This window comes from Amycolatopsis suaedae, assembly GCF_004214935.1.
GTDB classification, from domain to species: domain Bacteria; phylum Actinomycetota; class Actinomycetes; order Mycobacteriales; family Pseudonocardiaceae; genus Amycolatopsis; species Amycolatopsis suaedae.
The window spans coordinates 81152-104038 of sequence record NZ_SFCC01000009.1 but is presented as its reverse complement, the minus strand read 5'-3'; the positions used below and the strand labels follow the sequence as shown (position 1 = coordinate 104038).

Annotated in this window: 19 protein-coding genes; 10 read left to right on the top strand and 9 right to left on the bottom strand. The window is 70.9% G+C overall.

The features are described 5' to 3' along the window. Nucleotides 1-92 precede the first annotated feature (92 nt). From pdxR to EWH70_RS18660, 3 genes are all read left to right on the top strand, one after another. Entirely contained in the window at nucleotides 93-1454 is a 1362-nt protein-coding gene (gene pdxR, locus EWH70_RS18670; protein WP_240687057.1) for a MocR-like pyridoxine biosynthesis transcription factor PdxR, read from the top strand. 51 nt (nucleotides 1455-1505) lie between these two features. Further along, the gene (locus EWH70_RS18665; protein WP_130476730.1) at nucleotides 1506-2423 is read left to right on the top strand and encodes an NADP-dependent oxidoreductase; all 918 of its coding nucleotides are present in this window, start codon (nucleotides 1506-1508) and stop codon (nucleotides 2421-2423) included. A gap of 76 nt (nucleotides 2424-2499) precedes the next feature. Then, a complete protein-coding gene (locus EWH70_RS18660; RefSeq protein WP_130476729.1) occupies nucleotides 2500-3486 on the top strand; it encodes an RNA polymerase subunit sigma-70 in 987 nt (328 codons plus the stop codon). On the opposite strand, the gene EWH70_RS18655 is transcribed toward EWH70_RS18660, so the two are convergent. Continuing rightward, nucleotides 3487-4053: a dihydrofolate reductase family protein gene (locus EWH70_RS18655; protein ID WP_130476728.1), complete on the bottom strand. Its 567-nt coding sequence runs from the start codon at nucleotides 4051-4053 to the stop codon at nucleotides 3487-3489. Between the two features lie 91 nt (nucleotides 4054-4144). Between EWH70_RS18655 and EWH70_RS18650 the strand changes: the two genes are divergently transcribed. Then, nucleotides 4145-4924, top strand: a complete 780-nt coding sequence (locus EWH70_RS18650) for a class I SAM-dependent methyltransferase (RefSeq protein ID WP_130476727.1) — start codon at nucleotides 4145-4147, stop codon at nucleotides 4922-4924. Between the two features lie 18 nt (nucleotides 4925-4942). Here EWH70_RS18650 and EWH70_RS18645 read toward each other — a convergent pair whose 3' ends face one another. Both EWH70_RS18645 and EWH70_RS18640 read right to left on the bottom strand, forming a co-directional pair. Then, nucleotides 4943-5362, bottom strand: a complete 420-nt coding sequence (locus EWH70_RS18645) for a tautomerase family protein (RefSeq protein ID WP_130476726.1) — start codon at nucleotides 5360-5362, stop codon at nucleotides 4943-4945. A gap of 50 nt (nucleotides 5363-5412) precedes the next feature. Continuing rightward, nucleotides 5413-5637 carry a hypothetical protein gene (locus tag EWH70_RS18640; RefSeq protein WP_240687056.1) on the bottom strand — a complete coding sequence of 75 codons (225 nt, stop codon included), beginning with the start codon at nucleotides 5635-5637 and terminating at the stop codon, nucleotides 5413-5415. 123 nt (nucleotides 5638-5760) lie between these two features. On the opposite strand from EWH70_RS18640, the gene EWH70_RS18635 reads away from it, so the two are divergent. After that, a complete protein-coding gene (locus EWH70_RS18635; RefSeq protein WP_130476725.1) occupies nucleotides 5761-6075 on the top strand; it encodes an allene oxide cyclase barrel-like domain-containing protein in 315 nt (104 codons plus the stop codon). Nucleotides 6076-6348: 273 nt separating this feature from the next. Here EWH70_RS18635 and EWH70_RS18630 read toward each other — a convergent pair whose 3' ends face one another. Both EWH70_RS18630 and EWH70_RS18625 read right to left on the bottom strand, forming a co-directional pair. After that, the gene (locus EWH70_RS18630; RefSeq protein WP_130476724.1) at nucleotides 6349-11925 is read right to left on the bottom strand and encodes an RHS repeat-associated core domain-containing protein; all 5577 of its coding nucleotides are present in this window, start codon (nucleotides 11923-11925) and stop codon (nucleotides 6349-6351) included. 18 nt (nucleotides 11926-11943) lie between these two features. After that, nucleotides 11944-15846: a LamG-like jellyroll fold domain-containing protein gene (locus EWH70_RS18625; protein ID WP_130476723.1), complete on the bottom strand. Its 3903-nt coding sequence runs from the start codon at nucleotides 15844-15846 to the stop codon at nucleotides 11944-11946. Between the two features lie 241 nt (nucleotides 15847-16087). Between EWH70_RS18625 and EWH70_RS18620 the strand changes: the two genes are divergently transcribed. Beyond that, complete coding sequence (locus tag EWH70_RS18620) at nucleotides 16088-17320, top strand: sensor histidine kinase (protein ID WP_130476722.1); 1233 nt, start codon at nucleotides 16088-16090, stop codon at nucleotides 17318-17320. Next, nucleotides 17317-17943, top strand: a complete 627-nt coding sequence (locus EWH70_RS18615; RefSeq protein ID WP_130476721.1) for a response regulator — start codon at nucleotides 17317-17319, stop codon at nucleotides 17941-17943. The genes EWH70_RS18620 and EWH70_RS18615 overlap by 4 nt, the downstream gene beginning before the upstream one ends. 9 nt (nucleotides 17944-17952) lie before the next feature. Here the strand turns inward: EWH70_RS18615 and EWH70_RS18610 are convergent, their stop codons facing one another. Then, nucleotides 17953-18153 (bottom strand): hypothetical protein, encoded by a 201-nt coding sequence (locus EWH70_RS18610; protein ID WP_130476720.1) that lies wholly within the window; start codon nucleotides 18151-18153, stop codon nucleotides 17953-17955. Between the two features lie 364 nt (nucleotides 18154-18517). On the opposite strand from EWH70_RS18610, the gene EWH70_RS18600 reads away from it, so the two are divergent. After that, nucleotides 18518-18907 (top strand): histone-like nucleoid-structuring protein Lsr2, encoded by a 390-nt coding sequence (locus EWH70_RS18600; RefSeq protein WP_130476719.1) that lies wholly within the window; start codon nucleotides 18518-18520, stop codon nucleotides 18905-18907. Between the two features lie 273 nt (nucleotides 18908-19180). Here EWH70_RS18600 and EWH70_RS18595 read toward each other — a convergent pair whose 3' ends face one another. Next, nucleotides 19181-19939 (bottom strand): TetR/AcrR family transcriptional regulator, encoded by a 759-nt coding sequence (locus EWH70_RS18595; protein WP_130476718.1) that lies wholly within the window; start codon nucleotides 19937-19939, stop codon nucleotides 19181-19183. 92 nt (nucleotides 19940-20031) lie between these two features. On the opposite strand from EWH70_RS18595, the gene EWH70_RS18590 reads away from it, so the two are divergent. Further along, nucleotides 20032-21129: an FAD-dependent monooxygenase gene (locus EWH70_RS18590; protein ID WP_130476717.1), complete on the top strand. Its 1098-nt coding sequence runs from the start codon at nucleotides 20032-20034 to the stop codon at nucleotides 21127-21129. A gap of 182 nt (nucleotides 21130-21311) precedes the next feature. Here EWH70_RS18590 and EWH70_RS36710 read toward each other — a convergent pair whose 3' ends face one another. Continuing rightward, nucleotides 21312-21560 (bottom strand): hypothetical protein, encoded by a 249-nt coding sequence (locus EWH70_RS36710; RefSeq protein ID WP_420809079.1) that lies wholly within the window; start codon nucleotides 21558-21560, stop codon nucleotides 21312-21314. Nucleotides 21561-21807: 247 nt separating this feature from the next. On the opposite strand from EWH70_RS36710, the gene EWH70_RS18585 reads away from it, so the two are divergent. Further along, nucleotides 21808-22404 (top strand): dihydrofolate reductase family protein, encoded by a 597-nt coding sequence (locus tag EWH70_RS18585; protein ID WP_130476716.1) that lies wholly within the window; start codon nucleotides 21808-21810, stop codon nucleotides 22402-22404. Nucleotides 22405-22425: 21 nt separating this feature from the next. Here the strand turns inward: EWH70_RS18585 and EWH70_RS18580 are convergent, their stop codons facing one another. Beyond that, nucleotides 22426-22842: a hypothetical protein gene (locus EWH70_RS18580; RefSeq protein ID WP_130476715.1), complete on the bottom strand. Its 417-nt coding sequence runs from the start codon at nucleotides 22840-22842 to the stop codon at nucleotides 22426-22428. Between the last annotated feature and the right edge of the window lie 45 nt (nucleotides 22843-22887).

The following is a 22887-nucleotide window of genomic DNA, read 5'->3' as shown; positions in this document are numbered from 1 at the left end:
CAGGCATGAGCGAACAACCGGCTCGCGATCTCCGGAAGTCCGGATTGGACCTGCACCTGGGCCCGATCGGGCGACATGTGCGAGCGGGGCTCATGGAAGCCCTCCGGGAGGCGATCCGCACCGGGCGCCTGGCGCCGGGGACGCGGCTGCCGTCGAGCCGCGTGCTGGCGACCGATCTCGGACTGGGCCGCAACACCGTGGTCCGGGTCTACTCGGAACTGATCAACGAGGGATGGCTGATCGGGCTGCACGGTTCCGGTACGGAGGTGGCGCGGCGGTCGGCGGAGCCACTAACCGAACGGGAACCGCCGCGGTCGCAGGCGGCACCGCCACGGCTGGTGCACGACCTGCGGCCCGGGCGGCCCGACCTGTCCTCGTTTCCGCGCGAGGCGTGGATCCGGGCGGTGAAACGGGCGGTCACCACGGCGCCGTTCGAAGCCTTCGGGTACATCGACCCGCACGGCCGCGGCGAACTGCGAAGCGCCATCGCCCGGTATCTGGCCCGGGCCAGGGGGCTACGCGTGCGGGCCGACAACGTCGTCGTGTGCAGCGGAGCCGCGGAAGGCCTGCGCATCGTCGCCGCGATGCTGGCGAAGGCGGGGGTCACGACGGTCGCGATCGAGGAGTTCGGCCTGCAGACCCAACGTGAGACGTTGTCGAAGGCGGGGCTCGACACCGTCCCGATCCCGGTGGACACGGACGGCGCCACCGTGTCCATTTTAGACACAAACCCTGCTCCAGGGGCGGTTCTGCTCACGCCGACGCACCAGTTCCCCCTGGGCGTGGCACTGCAGTCCGACCGCAGGGCGGCGGTCGTGGACTGGGCGCGACGGCGGGACGCGCTGATCATCGAGGATGACTACGACGGCGAGTTCCGCTACGACCGGTCTCCGGTGGGCGCGTTGCAGGGGCTGGGCCACGACCGTGTGATCTACCTGGGAACCGCGAGCAAATCCCTGGCGCCGGGACTACGCCTCGGCTGGCTCGTCGTCCCCGACCACCTCGTCGAATCGACCATCGCGGAGAAGGGGTGGGCGGAGGAGACCGTCGGATTCGTCAACCAGCTGGCGATGACCGACTTCGTCGAGTCAGGGGCATACGACCGGCACATTCGCGCGATGCGCGCACGGTACCGCCGCCGGCGGCGGCAACTGATCGACGTGATCGGCCGGTACGCGCCGTCCGCCCGGGTGACCGGGATGGCCGCCGGCCTGCACGTCGTTGTCGACCAACCCGGCCGGACCGGCGCCGAACTCGTCCGCCGCGCGGCACACGAGCAGCTGACGATCGAGCCACTCAGCCTCTTCCGGCATCCCGCGTCCACATCGGACCGTGACGGGGTGGTCATCGGCTTCGCCGCACCGCCGCCCAGTGCCTGGTCGAGTGCCCTGGACGCACTGGTTCCCGTTCTCCGCTCCCAAGTGGACCCAGGTTCCGAACCGGCAGCGGGCTAGCATCCACCTGGACGAGCCGCGGCCGCGGTGACTGGACAGGAAGGGTGCCGGATGAAGGCGATCGTGGTGACCGACCAGGCAGCGGGAACGGCCGGTATGACACTGGCCGAACGACCCGTGCCCGAGCCGGCCGGAAACGATGTGCTGGTCGAGGTTCACGCGTCCGGGTTCACCCCGGGAGAGCTGGACTGGGAGCCGACCTGGGTCGACCGGCTCGGTCGTGACCGGACCCCGTCCACCCCGGGGCACGAGCTGGCCGGAGTGGTCCGCGCTCTCGGCTACGGCACGAGGGGACTGTCGGTGGGCCAGCGGGTCTTCGGCCTCACCGACTGGACCCGCGACGGCACCCTGGCGGAGTACACGGCCGTCGAGGCGCGCAACCTCGCGCCGCTGCCGGGCGACCTCGACTTCACCGTGGGTGCCAGCCTGCCGATCTCGGGTCTCACCGCATGGCAGGGCTTGTTCGTGCACGGTCGCTTCCAGGTGGGGCAGAGCGTTCTGGTACACGGCGCCGCCGGCGGAGTCGGCTCGATGGTGACCCAGCTCGCGCGTGAGGCCGGTGCGTACGTCATCGGCACCGGCCGCGCCGCCGACCGGCAGACCGCGCTGGACATCGGCGCGCACGAGTTCGTCGACCTTCAGGACGACTCGCTGGCAGACGTCGGCGAGGTGGATCTGGTGTTCGACATCTTCGGTGGAGAGATCCAGAAGCGGTCCGCGTCGCTGGTCCGATCCGGGGGAACACTGGTGAGCATTGCCGGCCCGGTGGAGGCCCGGCCCGCCGAAGGCCTGGCGATCGACTTCGTCGTCGAGGCCGACCGCGCCCAGCTGAGTGAGATCGCCCAGCGGGTACGGGAAGGACGGCTGCGGACGATCATCGGAAAGGTCGCGACACTCGATGACGCGGTCGCCGCCTTCAACCCGGCCGAGCGGGTCAAGGGCAAGACGATCGTCCGCGTTCGCCCGTAGGTCCCAGGGAGTCCTGCGCACGCCCACCGCCGGGCAGCCGCTCGACGCCGTGGCGCCGGTGGCAGGATCGGCGACCATGACCGACGCCAGACCGCTGGGTTCCGACGAGGCCGCCTTCATCGCGGCGGCCCGCTCGGGTGACCCGGCACGGTTCGCGCTCATCACGGAGCGGCACCGGCGTGAGCTGCAGCTGCACTGCTACCGGATGCTGGCCAACACCGAGGACGCCCAGGACATGACGCAGGAGACGTTCCTGCGGGCGTGGAACAAGCGCGAGTCGTTCAAGGGCAACGCCACGCTGCGGACCTGGCTGTACCGGATCGCGACGAACGTCTGCCTCGACTTCCTGGACAGGCGCGACGACCGCACATCCCTGCCGTCCGAGGTGCTCTACCTGCAGCCGTACCCCGACCGGATGCTCCCCGAGGACCCGCAGGACTCGGTGGTGGCACGGGAGACGGTCGAGCTGGCGTTCATCGTCGCCGTCCAGCACCTGCCGCCGCGGCAGCGGGCGGTGTTCATCCTGCGTGACGTCCTCGGCTGGCCGGCGGCGCAGGCTGCCGACGCCCTGGAGCTGACCGTCGCGTCGGTCACCAGCGCGCTGCAGCGGGCACGGGTGACGATGCGCGCGCGGCTGCCCGGCCGCCGCCTCGACTGGCGCAGCCCCGCCACCCACGAGCTGTCGGACGTGGAGCGGGGCGTGGTGAAGGCCTACATCGACGCCCACGAGCGCAACGACCTCGACGGGCTGACGTCCCTGCTGCGCGACGGGCTGCGGTTCGCCATGCTGCCCGAGCAGGGCACCGTGCCCATGACGGCCAGGGAGGCGGTGGACGGCTGGGTCGCCGGTGGGCTCTTCCAGCGCGGCCACGACGACTGGCGCGGTATCGCCACGACGGTCAACCGGATGCCCGCCGCCGTGTTGTACCTGCGCGGCCCCGGCGACCCGGAGTACCGGCCGTTCGCCATCGCGGTCCTGCACATCGTCGACGGGAAGATCGCCGAGCTCACCGGATTCGACGTCACCGACGAACCATGGCTGGAGCTGCCCCCGGCGCTGTGATCACACCCGCCTGGTCTCGTACCTGGTCAGGATCAGGCCCCCGGGAAACGTCCGGGTCTCCACCAGGGTCAGGTTCACCCAGTTGTCCAGCGCGGTGAAGAACGGCGTGCCACCACCCACCAGAACCGGCGCGGTGACCAGCAGGTACTCGTCGATCAGCCCGGCCCGCATCGCCGCCCCGGCGAGTGTGGCGCCACCGATGTCCATCGGGCCGGCGTCCTCGGCCTTGAGCCGGGTGATCTCGGCGACCGCGTCGCCGGTCACCAGGCGGGTGTTCCAGCCGACCGTGCTGACCGTGGAGGAGAACACCACCTTCGGCATGGCCCGCCACCGGCGGGCGTACTCGATCTCCGCGGGTGTGGCGCCGGGCTGCCGGTCGGCGGTCGGCCAGTGGGAACTCATCGTCTGCCACAGCTTGCGCCCGTACAGCGCCAGGCCCGTCGCCGCCACCCGGTCGGACCACCACTGGAACAGTTCGTCGCTGGGCACGCTCCAGCCGAGGTCGTCGCCGGGCGCGGCGATGTAGCCGTCCAGGCTCAGGTTCATGGCAAAGGTCAGTTTCCGCATGGCGTCATGCCTCCCGTGAGTTGGTCTCACAGGTACAGACGGGCCCGGCGGGAAAACCTGATCGGTGCGGCCGGGCGTACGATCCGGCCTCATGGCGGAGTCGGTGAGCTGGGCGTCGTACGTCGATACCACGGCACAGGCCGAGCACGATCGGCTCAGGCTGCTGCAGGAGGTCTTCGACCCGTTCACCGCCCAGCTGTTCGACCGGATCGGGGTGGCGCCCGGCTGGCAGTGCCTGGAGGTGGGCGCGGGGGCCGGGTCGGTGGCGCGGATGCTCGCGGACCGGGCGGGGCCGGGCAACGTCACGGCGACCGACATGAGCACGGGCTTTCTGGAACCGCTGGCAGCCGGCGGCATCCGGGTGCTGCACCACGACGTCACCGTGGACGAGCCACCCGGCGAGTTCGACCTGATCCACTCCCGGTTCGTGCTGGAGCACGTGACGCGGCGGGAGGAGGCGCTGCGCCGGATGTCGTCGTGGCTGAGGCCGGGCGGGTGGCTGGTCGTCGAGAGCGGCGCGCCGGCGCCGGAGCTGTCGAGCGACCCGGCCGTGGGCCGTGCGCTGGGCGCGATGGCCGGCACCCTATCGCGGTCGGTGGGCACCGACCCGGCCTGGGCGCGCCGCCTGCCACTGCCCCTGGAGGCCAGCGGCCTGGTCGACTGCACGGTGGAGGCCCGCGTGATCCCGGCACGCGGCGGCTCCCCCATGGCCCGCTGGCTCGCGGCGACGCACCGCCTGGTGGAGGAGCCCGCCGTCGCGGAGGGCGCGGTGACGGCGGACGACCTGGCGTCCGCGTACGCGGCCTACGCGGACCCGTCGTTCGTCGACTACACCTGGCTGACCGTCGCCGCCATGGGTCGCCGGCACTAGCGGGTACCCGGACCGGGATCAGTCCTGCGCCGGCGACCAGCCGTACTTGCGGATCAGGTCCTCGTCGAGCAGCTGCATCTTGCCGCCGCCGAGGGACCAGTCCTCCCGCTCGGTCTCCCGCAGCAGGATCAGCACATCGTCCGGTCGCACGCCTGCCTCGGACAGGTTGGCCACGACCGCCTGGTAGAGCGCGAGTTTCATCTCCCGGGTCCGCCCGCGGGTGAGCGTGATCTCGACCACCACCGGATCGCGCCGGTCACCGTCGAGGAAGTGGCGGTCCACGTGGAAGGCCGAGGCCGGTTGCGCGTCGACGATCTGGAACCGGTCGTCCGGCGGAACGCCGAGGGCGCTGACCAGCGCGCTACGCACACCTTCGGCGACGGCCGCGCGCATCGGCTCGGGACGGTCCGTACTCAACGTGATCCGGACGAACGGCATGGGGACCCCTTCGGTTGGCTACTTCGCCGGCTGTCGTGACGCCTTCAGTATCAGGTAACGCGCCGCTGGCCGGTGGAGACCGAACGGGGCGGCTGGGCCCGCATGGTCAGCTGCCGCTCCGGGGAGTCGGCAAGCCGGGCCAGTAGCTGGAACTGGACGTAGCTGAGCCCGCCCGACGCACGCACCTGCTGCTCGACGGCATGATGCAGCAGGCTGACCGACTCCATGAGCGCGAAGTACGTGTTCAGCTGCTCGGGCTCCAGGGCATCCGCCATGCCGCCATTCTAGTTACTTCGAATTCGAAGCATCGGTCAAGCTCGGCTGGATCCACTGAACACAAAGGAATTCACACCGCCGCGGCGGCGATCGAGACCAGGGTCGAGATCATCGACCTCAAGGTGGAGAACACCCAGTACGCGGCACTCGACCTCGGCCATCCGGGCACGAGCCTGGGCGACCAGGACGTCCTCTCCGGCAACGCGATCAAGGACGGACGCAAGGCCGGACAGGGCGGCGGCTCCTGCCAGGTCATGCACCTGGACGGCGACAAGCCCACCCTGCAGTGCGTGCTCACGATGGAACTCGAACGCGGCTCGGTGACCATGCAGTCCCTCTGGACGAGAGGCGAGAACCCGCTCGACATGGCCATCACCGTCCGCTTCTGGGACATCGCGGCACCGAACGAGCGAGCACGTGCCGAGATCATCCGGTGATCCCCAGGAACCGCACAGTTCCGGAAGGCGACACTCGCGTTCCTGAGCACGAGACTCGCGGCGAGCGGCCCGTTCGGTCACGTGAGGACTGGGCTGGTCTCGCGATCTGGAACCGGCGTGCCGGGCAGTGGGGTCGGGTAGGCGGGAACGTGAAACTCGCAGGTCCGGAACGGCCGACTCGCGGGTCGGGAACGGAGGACTCGCGCGAGCGGGCCGTTCACGCGGGCGTCAGCACCCCGCCGACGACCGCGAACGTCGCCACGGGAGGGCGGGTCAGTCACAGTTGCAGCTGACCACGTCCTTCCACGCGTCCAGGAACTCCTTTTTCGTGATGGAAAGGTCCCGGAACTCGTAGAAGTAACCCGATCTCGTACCGTCGTCGATCGCCCCCTTCGGGGTGATCCCGGCCTTGAAGCTCGCACCGGTGGAGACGGAGATCGACGACGGCAGGAGGTTGCTGCCGCTGAGCCCGACGGTGCCGCCGACACCCCTGACGTTGTAGTCGACCCCGTAGCCGTCACTGGCTTCGCCGATACTGGACTTGGAGACCTTGGCCGCGGCCGAGACGCCGGCTCCGAACCCCATACCGGCGCTGCCCTTGCCGTTGGTCACCCAGCCGAACCCGTTGCGGTCCACGCCGACGCAGCCGGTGCCGCCGAAGTAGAACACCGCGACCAGCGCCCAGGCACCACCGCAGAGCAGCATCGACGGCCCCGTCTTGGGCCAGTCCTTCACACACACCAGGTACTCCTCCCCGCACTTCGGGCGCGGCGGGCGCTCGTCGCAGTAGGGCGAGCCGGGCTGGCACTTGGGGGCGTGCTTGGACTTCGGCCGCACGGGCGCCTTGCCCTTGCCGGAGTACTTGCCGGGCGTCTGTGACTGCCCGTTGGGACAGCCGTTGGGCGAGTTGGCGCCGTTGTCGTAGCAGTTGCGTGGTTTGCCCGGTACGTAACCCGGGTCGCCGGGACAGACGTTGACGTCGCAGTACGCCAGCCCGGTCCGGTCGTTCATGGTGGCCGGGTTGTTGCCGGAGTAGGCGAACCCGTTGAACGACTGCGGATCGGTCACGTTGACCAGTGGATCGACGGAGACGAACCGGCCGGTGCCCGGCACGTAGTCCCGCTCACCGACCCGGGTCAGCCCGCTGGAACCGTCCTGCGTGCCGCCGACGAACCCCTTGCCGCCGGGAAAACCCGCCGGAACCGGCTGCCGCGGCTCACCGAACGAGTCCAGCCTGCGCCGCTGTGCCGCCAGGCTCACGGCGTCCACCGCCACGGTCGCGGTGCCGTGCAGGTCGGTGACCAGGTGGTGCACCGCGCCGCCGGAGCGCACGGCCAGGTCACGGTCACCGTCACGGTAGTACCTGGTCGCGGACTTCGTCCTGGCGGCGTTGTCGTACCGCAGCTGCCCCTGCGGCAGGTGCAGGGTCGTCCCCGCCGGGTCCTTCGTGACCAGCCGGTTGCCCTCGGCGTCGTAGACGTGCCGGGTGGTCCTGTCCCCGGTCGTGACGGCGACGAGCAGGTCCTCGGCGTCCCAGTCCAGGTTCTGGGCACCGCCGGGGCCGGGCTGGGTGTCGGTGGCCCCGGTGGGCGTGTACCCGTATTGCTCCACAGTGGACGAACCGGCCGTGGTCACCGACCGCACGGCGTGCGGCCGCTGCTGCCCGGGTTCCGGGTAGGCGTAGGTCCGTACCGTGTCGGCGGCGCCGCCCAGCCCGTGCCGGTTCTCGGTGCGCCGGTTGCCGATCGCGTCGTAGGTGTAGCTGGTCCACTGCGGCGCGACGCCGCCGATCGCGGTGCCCGGACCGCCTCGGCACGAGTCGGTGGCGGTCCACACCTCGGTGTTGCGGCGCAGGTGGTCGTAGCCGAAGCACCGGGTGTCCTGCCCTTCCGGGGAGGTGCTGGCGATCATCGTGACGTTGCCGGCCGGGTCGTACCCGTAGGTGGTGTCGTCGGCGAGCAGCGCGCCCGCCTTCTCGCGCTCGGCGATGGTGCGCTGCGCACGCCGGGTCACCACGTCGTAGTACGACGTCTGCCACATCCTGGCCCCGCCGGGCCCCTGCTGGGTCTGGGCTGGCTCGCCGTAGCGGGTGTACTGCATGGCGGTCAGGTACTGACCACTGGCGCTGGCGATCTTGCGGACCTTGCCGAACTGGTCGTACTCGTACTGCAGCACCTCGGCGTCGAGGTTGCCGTACACCGGCAGCGACAGGTACGACGGGCTGCCGTCCGGCCGGAACTTCCGCTCGAACCGGTAGGTGCCCGCGACGTCGCGGGCCAGCTCGCTCGGCGGGATGGTGGTGACCGTCTCGGTCGGCCGGTAGCCGTCGTCGTAGCGGGTCACCGCCTTGGTGTACGCGCCGTCCGGCGTGTGCCGGATCGACTCGCCGAGCTGACCCTTCGCCCCGGGCACCGTGTCGTAGCGCCACTGCGCCAGCAGCGTGTCGCCGTGCTTCAGCGCGGTCTTGCGCCCGAGGTCGTCGTGCTCGTAGGTCAGCGTGGTGCCGCGGGCGTCGGTACGGGTACGCAGCCTGCCCGCCCGGTCGTAGGTCATGGTCGACGACCCCTTGTCCGGGTCGTGCAACTCGATGCGGTTGCCCAGCAGGTCGTAGGCGTAGCGCAGGGTGTTACCCGCGGCGTCGGTCATCGACTCCAGCTGACCGTTCGCGTGGTGGCGGTAGACGGTCCGGTCGGTGCCGCCCGGACGTGGCTGCCGCAGCTCGGTGGTCCGGCCCCGCACGTCGGTGTGGGTCTCGACGACCGTGCCCCCTCGGGGCGGAGTGACGACCGTGTGGTCACCGTGGTGGCTGGTGGTGGTGCGCCACTGCTCCTGGCCGTAGGACTTCACTATCTCGGCGGTCGTGCGGCCGGCCCCGTCGTACTCGGTGACGGTCTGGCTGGGCACCTCCGCGTCCGCGGCGGCCACCAGGTCCCGGCCTGCCGCCCCGGCGTTGTAGTAGGCGGGGTTGGACTTCACCACGAGTCCACGGGAGTCGTACCGGGTGTCGGTGAGGATTCGCCCGCCACCCCACGCGGGCGCCTGTGTCTGCCGTGGCCTGCCCAGGCCGTCGACCAGCTCGTAGCGGGTCAGGTAGTTGCCTGCCGGCTGGTAGGTCTCGGTGACCACGGCGCTGGCGCCGTCGCGGCGCAGTTCGTACCGGTAACGCTCGGCCGGGCCGTCACCGGGCTGGAAACCGGGTTTCCACACGGCCGCCAGCCTGCCCAGCGCGTCGTGGGCCAGCGTGGTGACCTTGCCGTTGACGTCGGTGATCCGTTCCGGGGTGTTCCACTCCTGCCGCAGGTCGGTTCTCGTGGTGTGGCCGAGCGGGTTGGTGACGGTGCTGGATCTCGGCAGCCCGGCCGGCGGCTCGAACGCCGTCGTGGTGACCTTGCCGAGGGCGTCGGTCGTGCGGATGACCCGGCCGTGGTCGTCGTAGCCGGTCGCCGACATGTCGGCGTAGAGCGGCGTCGTGCCCTCGTAGCGTTCCGCCTTCTGGGTCAGCGTGGCGTTGCCCCGGGTGGGGCGGGTGCCCCAGGCGAGCCCGTCGTAGGCGGTGCGCTGGTCGGACACCGCGTCCCGGGGCAGCACCGGATCGGCGGCGCAGGTTCCCCTGACCTTCTGCTCCCGGCTGACCGGTGCGAGCAGGTTCCGGGCCTCGTCGCGGGTGTACCAGGTGCGGGTGCAGGTGTCGTCGTCGGCGACGGCCAGGTCGCCGCGGTCCTCCACGCTGGTGGCGAAGCCGGCGTCGTCGTATCGGGTCACGGTCTCGGACCTGCGGAAACCACCGGCCACCGCGGTACGCTCGACGGTCCGCTCACCACGGACGACGTAGGCCACCCTGGAGCCGTGCGCGGCGGTCTGCCTGCGCCACGCGTCGTGCAACTTGGCCGACACCACCGCCCCGGTCGTACCGTCGAGGACGGCCTCCTCACGCAGGAAGCCCTGCAGGCCGGGCGAGTCCTCCACCGTGCCACCGGCGATGTCGGTGGTCTTCGCCGGCTTCGTGCCACCGGCCGGACCGGCGCGGTCACCGTGCATGCCGCGGTGGAAGCGGTACTCGGTCGCGGTCCGCCGCACCCCGGGGTCGCCGGGGGTACCGGTCCGCACCACAGTGCGCTCGAACCCCCGCCACTGCGACCAGGTGCGCCGCTCCGCGGGGACGTAGGGGTTGTCCTGGTAGGCCCAGGCCCCGCCCGCGGCCGGGTACTCGTAGCTGGTGACCTTGGCCGGCGCACCACCGACCTGGTCGACCTCGACGACCGAGCCGACGACGTACTTGTGGAACCAGTCCCGCACCAACTGGCCCTGGTCCTTGGCCCAGTACACCGGGAAACAACGCAGCCGGTTGTCCTCCTGCTTCGGCAGGGCGTCGGCCGTACACTCCGGGGCGAGGTAGTTGATGTTGATCACGCCGCCGGTCTCGTTGTGGATGGCGTAGAGCCGGTGCTTGACCAGCGGCGGCAGGCCGTCCGAGCCGGCATTGACCCGGTTGGCCAGCGGGATGGCGTCGAACGTGACCGGCGGGGTGGCGACGGGGGACTCACCGGCCAGTCCGGTGTGGACGATCTGACGCAGCCACAGCGCGCCCTGCGAGGGATCGTCGCCCTGCGCGAGGTAGGTGTGGTCGAGCTTCCAGCTGTCCACCGGCGTGAACGCCTTGCCGTCCTTCGACACCTCGGTGACCACTTCGGACAGTCGCTTCGACGACCAGAACGTCGGGGCGTACTTGCGCGGGCAGGTCGCCTCGGCGCAGTTCTGGTCCCACGGCACGTCGGGGTAGCTCTGCGGGGTGCGCTGGGCGCAGTCGGTGCCGGGGGCGCACCGGTCGGCGACCTCGAACCGGACCCGGGCCACCGGGCCACCGCCCTCGCGCAGGCCGTACTCGGCGACGGCGGGCGAGCCGCCGCGGACGTAGTCCTCCTTCCCCTTGGCCAGGTTGATGCCGTAGTTGTTGGTCTCCTTGCGGTAGCCGTAGCGGATCTCGTTGCCGTCGGTGTCGACGACCCGGTCGAGGTTCCACCGCCACGCCTGGTCGCACCACGCCCTGGCGAAGTCGGCGTTGTGGCACGGTTCTCCCGGATCGTTGCCGAACACCGGCGCCGTCCAGGTGGAGTCGGCCTGCGGGCGGGAGCCGTAGAAGTACTGGGTGCCGTCGGTGGTGGTGAGCTTCCAGTGCTCGCCGTCGTTGTCGCCGTTGCCCAGCCCCGGGTTCACCAGCCGCTGTACCCGGGAGCCGTCGTCGTCGGCTAGCCGCCAGGTGTCCGCGTCGATCCGGACCAGCTCGCTCGCCCTGCCGCCGACGGTCAGGGCCACCTGGTCGTCGCCTGCCCAGCACTGGTCGCCGGTGCGTTTGTACTGATCGGGAATGTCGTCGTAGCAGGACTTGTAGGTGCGGGCCACGTACCCGGGCCAGACGTCCCAGCCCTCACCGACCCAGGACGGCTGGTTGTTGCGGGCGGCGACCCTGCCGTCCACCGACCCCGAGGAGTACCGCAGCGTCAGGTCCGGCTGCAGCCCGCCGGGCACCGGCGGCACCCGCATCGGGTAGGTCCAGCTGAACCCGCCGCTGTTGGCGGAGACCTTCCACTCGCCGGTGTCTGCCAGCGGGGTCGCCTTGTAGTCGCTCGCCGATCCCTCCGGAGCGGGCCCGGTGGCGGCCACCGCGGTCGCCGGGAGCGCGGGTGGTTTCCACGGGGTGGCCGGGACCTGCCGCACCGGCACCGACTTCTCCTCCTGCGGCCGGGACGGCTGTGGTGGAGCGGGCGCGGCCGCGACGGCGACGGCCGGGCACACCGGGGCGAGCACGGCTGCCGCGAGCGCGGTGGCGAGGGCACGTCTGAACCGGGACACGATGGGCCTCCAGGGCGGTCAGGGACGAAGAAGCAGGTGGCCGAGCGTCTGGTCGTGGGTCTGGCCGGCGCAGAACTCGCTGTCGAGGTCGAACCGCTCCCCCGAGCCGGTCACCCGGCAACGGACCAGCGGCCTGCTCTCGCCCTCCGTTGGTGGGGCGGTCCAGACCCAGCCCAGCTCGCGGTAACGGCCCTCGCAGCGGGCGTCGGCCGAGGTGAACTCGTCGGTTCCGGACCGGCAGGCGTAGAGGGGTACGGTGCCCGGCCGCGGCACCAGTGAGACCACCCCGAGCGCCAGCTCCGGCCGGTAGTCGCCGGGTGCGTGGCCGAGCGAGCTGACGTGGTCGTGCGGAAAGCCCTCCTGGAGGTGGCGGAACAGCTGGGCGTACGCCCGCGTGTGGCCGAGCAGGAACTCCCGCCGCTGGCCCTCACACGACGGGTCGCGCGACTCGAAGTGCTCGCCACCGGTGGTGACGCAGCGGTACACCTCGATCGTCGGCTCGTCCGCCGGTGGCGTGCGGTACACCGGTCCCAGCTCGGCGAGGCGCCGGTAGCCCTCGCAGTTCGGGTCCAGCGAGCTGAACTGGTCGGCGGGGCCGACCTGGCAGGAATACAGCGGCGCGGTGCCCGGCGCACCCGGCGGGGCGAACCAGCCGAGGCTGTGTTCGAGCCGGTAACCCGGCGGGACGCGCTGCGGCCCGGCCGTGCGGTGCTCGCCGTCGTGCCCCAGGTAACGGTTCAGTCCACTGTGGACCAGAGGTTTGTCCAGCTCGGGGTTGTTGATCTCGGTCGACAGCTCGTCGAGGGAGCGGACACCGGTGTGTACCCGCACCTCGTCGACCCAGCCGTTCCAGTACTCACCGGAGCTCGCTCTGCCCACCCGCAGCGGGCCGGCGGCGTCGGTCAGCGCCGGCACGCTCGCCCAGGCCGTCAGCTGTCCGCCGACGTACAGCTCGATCACCCGGGTGGCGGGGTTGTGGATCCCGGTCAGCCGGACCCACTCGCCGGTCACCGGAGCCTGCGTGGACGCCGCCCGCACCGTCGCGCTGCCGGTGTCCACGGTGAACGCCCAGCGCCGGGTGGCCGCATCGTAGCCCAACCGGAACACGCCGTCCTGGCCGACCGCCGTCATCGGCACCGTTCCCAGTGCTGCCGGCCGGACCCAGGCGCTGACGGTGAACGCGCCGTCGGTGCGCACGGCGGGGCCGGTGGCCGAGGCGTGGTCGTCCACGCCGTCGAACCGGGCGCTGTGCGGGCTGTTCTTGCCGGGTGCCCAGCTCGCGCCGGACAGCGTGGCGTCGAGGTAGCGGCCCGCGCTGTCGGAGGCGACCGCACCCGCGCCCTCGTCGAACGACCAGCGCCCCGCCTCCGCGGCGGGCCGCCCGGCGAGCTCGTCGATCTCCGAGGGCGTGCCGCTTCCGCCCACCGGCGTGTCGATCAGCAGCCGGTCGTAGATCCGCACGTCGTCGACCGCGCCGTCCCAGAAGTCCACCGGTGCCCCGTTGAACCGCGCCCGGCCGAGCTGGACACCGCCCTCGGCCCGCCACGGGGTGGTGAAGGCCTTCTCCCCGGCCAGTGCGCCGTTGACGTAGAGCAGGATCCGGCCCCGCGACGGGTCGTGCATGCCGACCAGGTGCGTCCATGCGCCCGCCACGACCGGGACGCTGGCCGAGACGCGGTCGTCGCCGAAGTTGTCCTTGTTCGCCGACGGCACGGTGAACGCCCATTGCCGGGTGTCGCTGCGGTACTGCAGATAGAACCCGCTGGCGCGGTTGCCAGCGTCACCGGGCAGGCCGCCGTCCTGGCTGACCGCGGTGCGCCAGGTGCCGTCCAGCCGGTCCAGCCGCACCCACGCCGACACCGAGAACGTCCGCGAGGTGTCCACACCGGAACCGGGGCCGGCCTCGGCGTGCCCTCCCCCGCCGTCGAAGCGCAGCGCGTCACCGTGCCTGCCTGGTGTCCAGGTGGCCTCCCTCTCGGCGAACACGAGGTCACGGCGCCGCGCGCCGGAGTCGGGCACGATCCGTTCGGGATGTCTGCCGTCGGCCCGCCAGTGCCGGACCGGTGGCTCCAGCCTGCCGTTGGCGCGGAACCGGTAGACGGCTTCCGGACCACGGTGCCCTGCGCGGTCGATGCTGCGGACGAACAGCGTCTGCGGTGCGTCGCTGGTCGGGGTGACGGTGACGGTCGCCTTGCCGCCGACGGCGGTGACCTTGTGGTCTTCGACGTCGACGAGGCCGTAGGTGAACCCGCTGACGTCGGTGACCCCGGCGGCGTCGAACGTGAACGTGCCCGGTGTGCCCACCGGCCCGCCGATCTCACCGGGCGGGTGCGTCGCCGACGACACCAGGGCGGCCTTGTCCGGCGGGGTGCGGTCGACGGTGATGTCGCAGAACCCCGACCACGGCCCGTGGGTACGCCCGTCGAAGGCACGCACCCGCCAGCCGATCCGCCCACCGTCGCCGAACAGGCCACGTGGGATCGCCGCGGTGTGCTGGCTGCCGGACTGCTGCATCGGCGTGGTGAACTCGCCCAGCGGGTTCGGTGCGCCGCGGGTACGCCACTCGAACTGCGCGGCGACCGCGCCACCGTCCGGATCGGACACCGACGCCCGCAGCACCGGGCTGTCCGAGCCGACGTAGGGTTCGTTCGGCTGCACCGCGCACGGGGTGTCGTGCTCGACCAGCATCGCGCCCGGCGCGTCGGGCGGAGTGTTGTACTCCACCGCGACGTGGGCGTTGGGCACGTCGAACTTCTTCCAGGCGTACGGGTCGCTCTCGTTGTCGGCTCGAAGCATCGTGGTCAGGTACGGGTCTGTGCGTACCGCGTGGGCGACCGCTCCGGTGGCGGTGAACCCGATGAACCTGCCGCCGCAGTTCGGGTCGGTCGAGCCGGGCCAGCCGTAGGCGACGTCGTGGTAGCCAAGGTCCGCCTCCTCGGCAGGCATGGAGTTCCAGTTGGTGCCGACCCCGACCTGCTGGGTCTCGATCATGCGGACCCTGCGGGGCTGGCAGGACGGCGCGTACGCGGCGAAGACGTTGACCTCGGCGTGCACGATGTCCTTGCCGGCCATGCCGGTGAGGTTGAACTGGAAGTAGGACCGGAACGTGACGTTGCGCCTGCCCGCCTCGCTGCTCGGCCAGTTGGAGTACCCGGCTCTGGCGCGAGTGTCACTGCCCAGTCCGCTGCCGTTCCAGTAGGCCTGATGCGGCTCCTCCTTCATCACCGAGGTCCAGCCACCCCAGTTGGTCATCCAGTGCCGGGTCGGATTGGCCGCGACCCAGCCGTCACCGGCCGGTCCGTCGCCCGCACTGACGAAGCCGTCGGCGACCAGCGTGCTCCCGTCCTCGACGCGCGGCGTCGTGCCGGTGGCGCGCACGGTGAATCTCGCCGTCGCGGGAACGGTGCCGAGCCACTCGGTGCGCACACCGTCGGGCAGCGCGGTGAGCCGCAGGTCGGCTCCGGGCAGCAGACCCGGGTAGGTGGCGGTGGCACCGTCCAGCACGGGCCGCGGCAGTGGAGCGGGCCAGTCCACCTCGAACTGCCTGCCGTCGCTGGTCATCCGCAGCAGCGGGCCGTCACCGCCCGTGGACAGGCGCAGGCCGGGCACCGTCGCACCCGCGACGACGGCGCCGGCGTGCTCCCGCAGGGTCGTGTCGATCGGCGCCCAGCCGGTGGCGGTGCGGGCACGGCGCGGGACGGCGTACTGCCTGCGGGTGAAGGTTCCACTCGGGTTGGCGAAGACGTCGGCGTACTCCGAACGCAGGGCGGTCACCTCGACCGGCGCACCGGACTCGCGGGCCGCCGCGACCGGATCGACGGGGAGGACGGGTTGGCCGGGCCGAGGGGGGATGGCCGGCGGTGGCACCAGCAGTGCCAACGCCAGCAGCCCGGCCAACCCGAGTCTTCGACCACGCCGCATCGCACGCTCCCGCTGTTCACCTGTCCGGCATGCCGATACTGGCCGGGCGGCCACGCCCACGGGATCAGCCGATGGGCCGCACCGGACGGTGGATGCCGATCAGCCGACCGGTGTCGTCCGCCTATCGGATGAGTAGCCGCGTGACGTAGGCCACCCGGTTGAACTGCCTGGTCATCGATTCGCCATCGGTCCCGATGCGAAGTGGACGATCGTTTCTCCCGCCGTGGTGATAATCGCGTCCGTGGTTGGAGTCTCACCGAGTGAACTCGGCGGTACGCAGGTGCGCAGGGCGGCGTGGACGTTCACGCTCGTCGGCCTCGGCGTGCTCGCGTGCACCACCGTCGCGGCGGTGCTCGCCCACGCGCTGACCCACCGGGACTGGGCGGTGACGCTGGGGCTCGTCGGGGTGGCCGCCGTGTGGTTGCTCGGCATGCTGGAGGTGTTTCCCCGGCGGCAGGACTGGCGGCTGGTGACCGTCTACTACGCCGGCCTGCTCCTGCTCGGCACGGCACTGGTGGTCCGCGACGGCACGTTCATCGCCTTCGCCGCCGTGGGTTACCCGTTCGCCTTCGCCCTGCTCCGACCCCGGTGGAGCTTCTTCGGCGTCGCGGCGACCGCGGTGCTGCCGCTGCTGGTGATCTACGGGTTCGAACCCGAGCCCGCCGTTCCACTGTGGGTGCTGCTGCTGTCGGTGTGCGCGCCGCTGCTGCACGCGGGCTGGCTGGTCGGCACCGAGAGCGAGAAACGCCGCCGGGCCAACGCCGAGCTGGCGGCCTCGCTGCGGGAGAGCGCCCAGCTGCAGGCCCAGCTGTTGCGTCATGCCCGCGAATCCGGGGTCGCCGAGGAACGCAGGCGGCTGGCCGGGGAGATCCACGACTCACTGGCCCAGGGACTGTCCGGCGTGGTGGCCCAGCTCCAGGCCGCCGAGCGCACCGGCGCCGACACCGTCGCCCACCGTAAGCACCTGACCAGGGCGAAGACCTTGGCCAGGGACAGCCTCACCGAGGCCCGGCGCTCGGTGCTGGCGCTGTGCCCCGAGGCACTCGACCGCGGCGGCCTGCCGGACGCGCTCTCCGAGCTGGGGCGGACATGGTCGGCCGACAGCAGCGTGCCGGTGACCGTACGGGTCCACGGCGCGCCCGTACCGCTGGCCACCGGGACCGAGACGGCGCTGTACCGCGCCGCGCAGGAAGCCCTGCACAACATCGGCAAGCACGCGCGTGCGACGCGCGCCGGCATCAGTTTGTCCTATGTGGACAATGTCGTGCTGCTCGACGTCCACGACGACGGCGCCGGGTTCGAGCCCGCTCGCTGTCGTGTCCGCGGCGATGGCACCGGGTTCGGGTTGCGGGCCATGCGCCGGCGCGTGGAGTCGCTGGGCGGCACGCTCACCGTCGAGAGCGAACCCGGCACGGGCACGACGATCAACCTCCAGCTTCCGCTGGTGCGTGAGTCCGAGGGAGGACCGGCATGACCCGACCGATCAGAGTGTTGATCGTCGACGACCACCCCATCGTCCGAGACGGCCTGCGTGGCGCGCTCGAGGCCGAGTTCGACGTCGAGGTCGTCGGCGAGGCCGGTGACGGCGAGGAGGGCGTGACCATGGCGGACCGCCTCGACCCCGACCTGGTGCTGATGGACCTGCGGATGCCGAGGATGGACGGCATCGCGGCGATCCGGCGGCTGCGTGCCCGCATGCCGAGGACCAAGGTGCTGGTGCTGACCACCTTCGACGCCGACAGCGACGTGCTGCCCGCCATCGAGGCGGGCGCCACGGGCTACCTGCTCAAGGACGCGCCCACCGAGGAACTGCTGCACGCCGTGCGCGGCGCCGCACGTGGCGAGCCGGTCCTGTCGCCATCGGCGGCGAACAGGCTGATGTGCAAGGTGCGCAGACCGGCGGGCGGACTCACCCAGCGCGAGATCGACGTGCTCACGCTGGTCGCCAAGGGCAACACCAACCGTACGGCCGCGCGGAACCTGTTCATCAGCGAGGCCAGCGTCAAGACCCACCTGCTGCACATCTACGGCAAGCTCGGTGTGCGCGACCGCGCCTCCGCCGTCGCCGAGGCCTACCGGCAGGGCCTCATCGAGTGACCCGCGCCCTCACGCCTGGGGCTCGAGAGCACGCACCGGCGCTTGCAGGAGTCCGTCGAGCGTGCCGAGTTGCTTCTCGTTCAGTGCCGACAGCAGCCGGGTGACGTTGGCGGTGGGCGCCGTCATCGCGTCGTCCACGCCGGCGACGGCGATCGCGTCCAGATCCAGGTCCGGGCGTTCCCGCGCCCAGGCTTCGACCACGGTCGTCATCCCCGGCGCCGATCTCGTCGCCCAGGTCACCGTGCTGAAGCAGCAGGAGGGCGCCGACATTCTGATCTGGGGCGCCGGTCTCGCGATACCCGGCGACGGTGGCCGGGGAGGTTCACGCGCGCGACCGAGGCGATCGTGTGCCTTCCACCCCGGCGGCGCCACGCTCGGCGGTACAGGAAATGAAGGCGTCGCACCGACCGCCCTCGTGGTTGTCTACTCTGCATTTGACGCCCAGACGGGGCGACAGGATCTGGCGGACTGGCTGGCAGCGGCCCCTGCCGCCCGCGGACCGGGATGCCCGAGTTAGGGTTATCCATAGCTGCACGTCAATAGATTTCTTACCCGCGAAGACAGAGGACAACGAATGGCCAAACAGGTCCGGATCGACCTCGTCGATGACCTCGATGGAAGCGTGGCCACACAAACAGTCCCATTCATGCTGGACGGGAAATCGTACGAAATCGACCTCTCGGACGACAACGCCGACACTCTCCGCGACAACCTCGCCCAGTTCGTCGACGCTGGCCGACGCACCGGAGGACGCAAAACCCGGGCCACAGCACCGAAAGCCCTCGCGACCGCAACCCCTCCGGACCGCGAACGCTCCCGCACTATCCGCGCATGGGCCCGCGAGAACGACTGGCCCATCTCCGACCGAGGACGGATCCCCGACGAGATCGTAACCGCTTACGACGTCGCCCAAGAAGAAGCGAAGCAGCCCAAGCCCCGGTCACGGGGCCGCCGGAAGAAGTAACTGATCCGGGTCCACGAGAGCGTTACCTGATCAGGGTTCGGTGGAGCGTGGTGGCGAGCATCAGCGCGCGGGCGGTGTCGGCAACTTCTACCGCGATGCAGGTTCCCGCGTTGCGAACCTCCAGTGCGGCTCGGCCGCGCACGGGGTGTCGGGGCGTCCGGGTCGGTTGTGCGAAACTCCGCTAGGCCTTGCTCTGTGTCCAGGGCAATGCCTTTGGTTCCGTAGTTTCGTCCTCGGGTGGTTGACGCTGACGCTAGCGAAAGACCGACCGGATCATTCCCGTGATCGCACTCGTCCCGGCCCGCTGACGCCCGGCCGGGCTGGTACACCGTCCAGCCCGAGGGCGTCCGCGAGGTCGCGCAGGCATTCCTCGAAGACGGGTTCCAGATCGGTGTAGGCGAAGTCGAGCTGGTGCAGGACTTCCATGCACAGCAGGCCGTACAGCCGGATCCAGCAGGTCAGGAAGACGTGCGCGGCCCCGGGTGGCAGGCGCCCGTCGATGCTCGCGGAGTAGGCGGCCAGCTGCTCCCGCAGTGACGCGGGCAGGCCGGCCGGGTCGGGCACCGGGAACGGCCGGGTCCGCCACTGCTCGACCGTCAGATCGAGCAGGACCTGCTCGAACCGCTGCCCGGCCTGCTGGCGAGGCGAGCCCGACTGCCGGTTGGCCGCGCTGATCGGACTGGCGAAGATCCAGCCGAACTCGGCCGGGTGGGCGATCGCCCAGGCACGCATGGCCCGGCAGGCCGCCAGGATGCGGTTCCCGGCCGGGGCATCGGCGTGGGCGTCACGGGCCTGTTCCATGGCGGCGGTCAGTTCGCGGAAGAAGCCGGCGGTCACCGCCCCGACCAGCGCGTCGTGGCTCGCGTAGTAGTGGTACAGCGCCGGGCCGCTCATGCCCACCTGGCGGGCGACCGCGTTGATGGTCACCGCAGCGGGTCCCTGTTCGACCAGCAGCGTGCGCACGGCCCCGTGGATCTCCTCCAGCGTGGCCTGGCGCAGCCTCGCCCGCCTACCGCCGGCGCTCCCGGCCATCGTCACTTCCTCTCGTCGCTCCGTTGACACCTTAGACCACCTATAGTGCCTTAATGGTTCTAAGCTAGCCTAGCGGTATTAAGGAGTCAGTGATGAAGGTGATCATCGTGGGTGGGGGCATCGGCGGGCTGACCGCGGCCGTCGCCTTCCACCAGCGCGGCTGGGCGGTGGAGGTCCTCGAGCGCGCGCCCGAGTTCACCGAGATCGGCGCGGGGCTGTCGATCCAGCCCAACGGCCTGCGCGCGCTGGACATGCTCGGCCTGGGCGACGCGCTGCGCTCCGGCGGGCTGGCCGACCCGCTCGCGGGCGTCCGCCGCGTGAACGGGAGCTGGTTGATCCGCAACGACGTCGACGACCTGAAACGCCGGTTCGGCCAGTGGGTGACGGTGCACCGCGCCGCCCTGGTCGACCTGCTGCGCGCGGCCCTGCCCGCACACGCGCTGCGGCCCGGTACGGACGTGCACGACGTGCGGCCCGACGGCACGGTGCGGCACAGCGGCGGCACCGCCACCGCGGACCTCGTCGTGGGCGCGGACGGCGTGCACAGCGTGACCCGGCGGTCCGTCTGGCCCGGCATCCCCGCGCCGCGCTACGTCGGGTACACCACCTGGCGCCTCATCGCACCGCCCCACCCCGTCGACGGAAGCGTGGAAACCTGGGGCAGCGGGGAACGGTTCGGGTACCTGCCCATGCCCGACGGCCGGGTCTACTGCTACCTGATGGCCAACGCCCCCGCCGGCTCCCACATCGGACTGGACCGGCTACGCGAACGCTTCGCACGCTGGCACGACCCCGTTCCCGCACTCCTGGACTCCGCGGAGTCGGCGCTGCAACACGACACCTACGAACTGCCGAACCTGCGCACCTACGTCTCCGGCAGGGTCGCGCTCCTCGGCGACGCCGCACACGCCATGACCCCCAACCTCGGCCAGGGCGCCTGCCAGGCCCTCGAAGACGCCGTCACCCTGGCCACCACGGTGGACACCCTCGGCGTGCCCGCGGGGCTGGCGGAATACGACCACGCCCGCAGACCACGCACCCAGCTGATCGCCCGCCGCTCCCGCCAGGCCGGTGCTGCCGCGCACTGGTCCTCCCCACGACTGACCGCCCTGCGCGACGCCGTGCTGCCCCTCCTGCCCGGCTCGTTCTTCGAACGCTCGATCACCCCTGCCTACACCTGGACGATCTGACCACCGAAGCGCTCACCCGATGGCCCTGCCACGCATCCTGATCATCATCGTCGGAGTGATCACCACGGTCAGCGCCGTACTCGCCGACCTGGTCATCCCCGATCTGGCTGCACAGCACGAAACCGTGTGACGGCCGGGTGAACTCCGCTTACGATGCTGCCGTACAGCACGGCGCGCCCGCGCTAGGTGCGACCGGCGAGGAAGTCTCTTATTTCCCCCATGGACGTTACCCACTCGGACACCGCGTTCCCATCCTCGTCGACAACGGTGCGCTCAGGAATCGACTGCCACGGTCTCTCCAGATCGAACGGCGAGGACAGCTCGTCGGGAATTATCAGGTTGTCGTGGACATAAACAACCTCGCCAGCCCGGTACAACGGCCAGCCCCACATGAATCGAACGGCCGAGGGGTCGCCAACGCGTCCTGCCAGCTTCTGGCGTACTGATCAGCTGACCAGTAGTCCAATGAGGACGTGAAACGTTCGATGTAGTCGCCGATCTGGATCCGGCCGATCTCCCTGATCCAACGCCGTACCGGGATCTCCCCCTCGCCGGCCGCACCTTCTACACCCGCACCCCCATCGGCGCCACCCTCGCCGCCAGTCCGCCGAATGGTCCACTCCACCACTCAGGTAGTGGACCTGCCGAGCGGACCACGTCGGCGGCAGGCTCTAAGCCATGAACGACACCACACCGCAGACCGCGGACGGAAAGGTTCTCTGGCACTTCACGATGTCGCTGGACGGCTTCGTGGCGGGTCCGGACCACGCGATGGACTGGATGGCCGGGACGAACCGCCCGGGCCTGGAAGACGAGTACGTCACCACCACGGGCGCCGTGCTCGGGGGCAGGGACGGCTGGGACATCGCCGCCGCTGCCGGGGCCCGCCCGTACGGCGGCGACTGGGACGGACCGATCTTCGTGCTCACCCACCACCCCGAGGACGCGACACCCGCCGACGGGGTCACCTTCCTCGACTGTGGTCCCGCGGAGGCGGTACGGATCGCGCTGGCGGCCGCCGGGGGCAAGAACCTCGAAGTGCACTCCCCGAGCATCGGCACCCAGCTACTCGATCTGGGACTGATCGACGAGATCGACCTCCACATCGCACCCGTCCTGCTGGGCGAGGGCATCCGGCTCTACCACAACCCCGGCGGCGAACCGATCCATCTCCACCGGGTCGGCGAGACCGGCCCCAGCGCGGAGGTCAACGTACGGTACCGGCCAACCACCCCAGCGCCGGAGGCGCCGGCAGAGCGACCGATCGCCGGCTGAGCCAGCCCCCCGCCCGGGCTTTCAGCGGCCCCTGAGATCTCGCCACCAGTCCGCGTCGATTGTCAGCTCGTTCGTGTCGAGCAGGCGGCGTTCGAAATCGGTGACGTCCACCGGCTGCGGGGCGATGGTCATCGCCCCGGTGACCTCGGCCGGCAGTCTGACGTTGTGCGCCTCGACGTAGTGCGCGAGCCCTTCCGGCCAGACGAAGCGAACGCCATCGGTCAACTCCACGCTCCCGTTGGCCTGCCCGCAGATACGGCAGAACGACGGGCCGGCGGCAGCGACGAACACGCTTCCGCCGAGAAGGTAGGTCACCACTCGATCGCGCAGCGCGGAGTCAAGTGATGGATCGACGAACATCCGGACGTCCGGCCACCCAGGCGCCTCAGGACCGAGCCAGTACCCGATCAACCGCAGGCTTCGTGTCGTCGCGTTCACCGCGCCATCCTGGCAGACGCCGGTCGCCGTGCTCGCCGTCGGCAG

Bases quoted from the DNA above. Each gene is read 5' to 3' on its own strand.
- EWH70_RS18625 (WP_130476723.1), bottom strand. From the start codon at position 15,846: ATGCGGCGTGGTCGAAGACTCGGGTTGGCCGGGCTGCTGGCGTTGGCA.
- EWH70_RS18650 (WP_130476727.1), top strand. From the start codon at position 4,145: ATGGCGGAGTCGGTGAGCTGGGCGTCGTACGTCGATACCACGGCACAG.
- EWH70_RS18595 (WP_130476718.1), bottom strand. From the start codon at position 19,939: ATGGCCGGGAGCGCCGGCGGTAGGCGGGCGAGGCTGCGCCAGGCCACG.
- EWH70_RS18640 (WP_240687056.1), bottom strand. From the start codon at position 5,637: ATGGCGGATGCCCTGGAGCCCGAGCAGCTGAACACGTACTTCGCGCTC.
- EWH70_RS18655 (WP_130476728.1), bottom strand. From the start codon at position 4,053: ATGCGGAAACTGACCTTTGCCATGAACCTGAGCCTGGACGGCTACATC.
- EWH70_RS18590 (WP_130476717.1), top strand. From the start codon at position 20,032: ATGAAGGTGATCATCGTGGGTGGGGGCATCGGCGGGCTGACCGCGGCC.
- EWH70_RS18665 (WP_130476730.1), top strand. From the start codon at position 1,506: ATGAAGGCGATCGTGGTGACCGACCAGGCAGCGGGAACGGCCGGTATG.
- EWH70_RS18585 (WP_130476716.1), top strand. From the start codon at position 21,808: ATGAACGACACCACACCGCAGACCGCGGACGGAAAGGTTCTCTGGCAC.
- EWH70_RS18600 (WP_130476719.1), top strand. From the start codon at position 18,518: ATGGCCAAACAGGTCCGGATCGACCTCGTCGATGACCTCGATGGAAGC.
- EWH70_RS18660 (WP_130476729.1), top strand. From the start codon at position 2,500: ATGACCGACGCCAGACCGCTGGGTTCCGACGAGGCCGCCTTCATCGCG.
- EWH70_RS18610 (WP_130476720.1), bottom strand. From the start codon at position 18,153: ATGACGACCGTGGTCGAAGCCTGGGCGCGGGAACGCCCGGACCTGGAT.
- EWH70_RS18615 (WP_130476721.1), top strand. From the start codon at position 17,317: ATGACCCGACCGATCAGAGTGTTGATCGTCGACGACCACCCCATCGTC.
- EWH70_RS18645 (WP_130476726.1), bottom strand. From the start codon at position 5,362: ATGCCGTTCGTCCGGATCACGTTGAGTACGGACCGTCCCGAGCCGATG.
- pdxR (WP_240687057.1), top strand. From the start codon at position 93: ATGGAAGCCCTCCGGGAGGCGATCCGCACCGGGCGCCTGGCGCCGGGG.